Raw genomic sequence first — 4,132 nt, forward strand, 5'->3', positions numbered from 1 at the left:
ATTGAAGTATATCGCCTTTTAAATAGGCTTTATCAACGTACGTATCTGCAAAATACAGCCCCATGTCGTAGCCTTCAAATGCACCTGTTAAACTCAAGGCGATGCCCGAATTATCTAAACTGTCGTCAGGTGTGTTAGTGGCCTTATCAGGCGTTGATTTAAAGTCTGAATATTGAGCGGGATTCTTCGTAAAACGGTTTTCATGTAGGGCAATGGCTGAAAAATTATACTCATCTACATAATAATCCAGTTTGCTCATGGTGCGTCCTAGACGCAGATTTTTAATATCAACCAAGCCAGGCGTACGATTGTCCAACGGATTTAAGACATCGGTAATACGGATTGAGTCTGATTTACCCCAAACCACAATTTGCCTGCCCACTTTGAAATCTAGCTTTGAATTAAGACTGCCCTCCAGTGTTAGCTCGTTTAGGTTGATCTCGTTTTCGTATCCATCTGGCGTTGCGATGTAATTACTACCATCTAAATCATAGATAAAATCGTGATAACCCTGAAGATTTCCCTTGATTTTGTTACCATTGTCTAGCTTATATTCGCCAATTACATCCACCAAAGATTTGAGTGATGATAGATCCTGGTCATTATTAACATTGTAATGCGCCTCTATATCAAACGAGCCATATAACAGCCCTTTAGCTTCAGGCGCATGATCAACAGCAATAACGACCGGCTCGGTATCAAAGCCGTCGTCATCAAAACCATCTTCAGCATTGGCCACTAGTGACAGCAGTAGGGTGGCACCAATCATCAATCTTTTCATTATTTATAGGCCTTTTTCAATAGCTCGAATGGTAAAAATATCACTATCGATAGTCGTATTAACCGTAACCGCGGAATTGGTCAAAATGGTTTTATGTAGCGTTTGTTTGCCCTGCTTGGTGGTCATAGTGGTTTGCATAGCCACCCAAATACCATCAATTTCTTCCATTTTTCTCACATCCATATATTTAATACGGCTGGCTTTTTTCAGATAAAACTTCGCACGGGTTAGTACATAATTATCCTTGCGCACATACAAAACACTCTTGGTGTAGCCTGTTTCGTCAATCACCGCCTGATTCACTGGCAACGCTTCAATCTTCCAAACCTGCTCCTCGCCCTGGGTACGCTTAATAGTGCTTTCACCCAATAGTTTATAGGTGTAATCATCCAACTCTTTATCGGTCATATCTGAATACGAAAAATCACTACCCATAAAAGCTGCATCTTTATCACTGGCTGGAATGCGCTTGGTTTTTTTCAATGCCGGTAAATACATCCATTGATCATCGTCTTTATCATCGCCACTATAGTCGTAGGTTAAAAACGAGGTGTTTTTAACGTCGCTAGGTGATAAAAAGAAAATGGTTTTATGCTCGGTATTGGCGTCAACATCTTTTGAAAACGTACGCATTTGACGAATACGCTGCTTATTGTTTTTATCAATCAGCGTCATTTGCATGGTGGACACCATGCTCGCACCATCGTCTCTAGCATCTGCTTTATCCATAATACTGCGAGCCTGATCTGCGGCAAACGCACTAGACGCACCTAGTAGGGCGCTGAACGTTACTAATAGTAGTTTTTTCATTACAAATCTCCTTTATTGTGAATCATCAGCTTCATGATAGCGGGTACCAAGAAGAAGTCAGCCAGTAGCGCGATAAAGATTGCGCTGGCTGTCAATATACCAAAATTAAACATTGAGCTCATTGAGGCAAACAACAGTACCAAGAATCCAACTGAAAGCACAATTGATGTCACTGTAATTGCCCTACCAGTACCCATAAGTGTCAGTCTTACTGCTTTATCAACATCATTATGCTCAAGCTCATAGCGTCTAAAGTTATGCATAAAATGCACCGTATCATCGACTGCTAGGCCTAAGGCAATAGCACCAATCAACATGGTAAACATATCTAGTGGCATGTCGAAAACTACCATAATGGTTGACAAGAATAGGATTGGTAAAATATTTGGAATCATACTAATCAGACCAATTTTGATATTGCCAATGAGCAGTACCATCATGATAGTGACTAGGCCAAAAGCAATCACATAGCTAACTGCACTCGAATGAATAGATTTCTCCATAATCACTGACAATAAGGTGGTGATACCAGTGAGCTGTACTGTCGCCACACCCTTGAACTCTTGATCAAGTTGCTGTTGAACTTGCGTAATAAAGCCGTTATATTCAAGCGCGTCAATATACGGCGCCTTAACTGTAATACGTGCCTTTGAAAAACTGGCATCAACAAAATCTTCCAAATCATCACTGCCACTATTTTCAAATAAAAACAGCTCTTGGGCAATCAAATCTTTATCTTGAGGGATACTGTAGAATTCTGCTTGGTTTTCGTTGAGCGCTCGATTAGTCTCTTTAAGCACATCAACCAAACTTAAGGTTTTTCCGACAAAATAAGTATCGGTTTGAATACTGTTCAAATAATCTGTAGCATTTTGGATTTTATTGAGCATAGCCGGATCATACAGGCCGTTTTCTTTACCAGTATCAATCACAATCTCTAGTGTGATCGAGCCCTTGAGTTTATCGTCCACCACCTCGGTTGCCACTCTTGAGGCGTGATCTTCTGGAAACCAAACCAGTGGGTAATGCGAAAACCTAAGCTGTGAGGCAAAGACGATCGCCACCACAATCATCAGCCCACTAATGGCAATAATAGCTTTTGGATAGCCAGTTGAAATACGACTAATACTCAACAACATTTTGTCCATCTGTGTGTGTTCTTGTGCATCTTCTTTGGCTGTATGTGGTCTGATTTTCATACTGGCAATAATTGCTGGCAATAAAACTAAATTAAACAGCAGACCGATTAAGACGCCACTACTAGCAAACACGCCTAGATCAGCAACAGGCGATAATTCTGAAAAAGAAAAAGACCACAGTCCCGCTGCAGTTGTCAGAGAGGTCATGACAATGGCAAGGCCGGAATGACCCATGGCATAACGCAAAGAGGGTTTCTTATCATGAGTTTTGGCTAGGTCTTTGTAAAAAATGGCCAGCAAATGAATGGCACCACCAGTGATAACAGCCAACAAAAATGAGGGCATGATTTGGGTCACAATGGTAAATGGCGTTCCCGTCATGGCCATTAATGACAGGGTTACAGAAATGGTGAATGTTACTGCGATGAGTGGCAAAAATACACCTGACGCGCGCTTAAACAATAATGCCAAAACGATAATAATTGCGACCACCATCTTTTGCACAAAACTCTTGGTATCTGCTTGCATACTTTGTTTCAAGGTGCCGGCAATAACCGCCGATCCTGTCAGATATATTTTAAAATCCTCTGCCTCAAAATCTTTAACAATGTCCTGAGTTTTTTTAACAATAACGGTGTTTTCAGCATCTGACAAATAGAGCTTTGCTGCAGGCGCAACATTAATTGGCTCATCTGCAAACTCGTCTTCTTCCTGCTCGACTACTAGCTTACCCTCTGCATCAAAAGAAGAGTAGGTTTGAGTATCAATCACAATAGTGGCAAAGGTCTGATCTTCACTAAATAATAAGTTTTCTAGCAAAGGATTGTTGAGCGCTCTTTGTTTTTGCGGCTCAATCTGTTGTTGCGAGTCTGGCAAGACTTCGAACAAATCCTCAACAATCAGACTTTCTTCATCACCATAAGTGTTTCTTGCATTAATCAGGGAATTTACGTCCGTAATATAAGGCAACTCTGCTTCAAGTTTTTTGTGCAGTTTTTCTAGCTTTTTGAGGAAGTTCAGATCAAAAACATTCTCTGTTTTGATGGCAACCAGGAGTTTTTCGTCCCGGCCAAACTGATCTCTAAATTCATCATAAGCCACACGCATAGAATCAGTTTTATGCAAAAACCCTTCTGTAGAGGTGTCCATTGTCAAATTTGGCAGTTGCGTACCAAAGGCCGCCACTAATAATAAAATAGCCAGAATGGTTTTTTTACTATGGGTAAAAATTAAATCTGAAAAACTTTCAAATTTTCTTTCGGTTCGATGACGCCAGTTCATAATAGCTATTTCCAATTCATAAAAGTTTAGCAATTGTAATCCAAATTAACCTGAGGTTTTTACTTAGATTACAAAATATAGGGGCTACTTAGGGTAGCGAATCCCGCACTAATCTAATCAC

At 40.4% G+C, this 4,132-nt stretch carries 3 protein-coding genes; all 3 read right to left on the reverse strand.

Features of this window, described 5'->3' with window-relative positions:
• The coding region (locus ABNR88_RS06935; protein WP_348670227.1) for a DUF1302 family protein at nt 1–781 on the reverse strand (781 nt) is incomplete at its 3' end.
• A gap of 3 nt (nt 782–784) precedes the next feature.
• Complete coding sequence (locus ABNR88_RS06940; RefSeq protein ID WP_291929250.1) at nt 785–1,591, reverse strand: outer membrane lipoprotein-sorting protein; 807 nt, start codon at nt 1,589–1,591, stop codon at nt 785–787.
• Nucleotides 1,591–4,011 (reverse strand): efflux RND transporter permease subunit, encoded by a 2,421-nt coding sequence (locus ABNR88_RS06945; protein ID WP_291929247.1) that lies wholly within the window; start codon nt 4,009–4,011, stop codon nt 1,591–1,593. Before ABNR88_RS06945 ends, ABNR88_RS06940 begins: the two co-directional genes overlap by 1 nt.
• Between the last annotated feature and the right edge of the window lie 121 nt (nt 4,012–4,132).

It is taken from the genome of uncultured Candidatus Thioglobus sp. (genome assembly GCF_963981275.1).
GTDB lineage: Bacteria > Pseudomonadota > Gammaproteobacteria > PS1 > Pseudothioglobaceae > Thioglobus_A.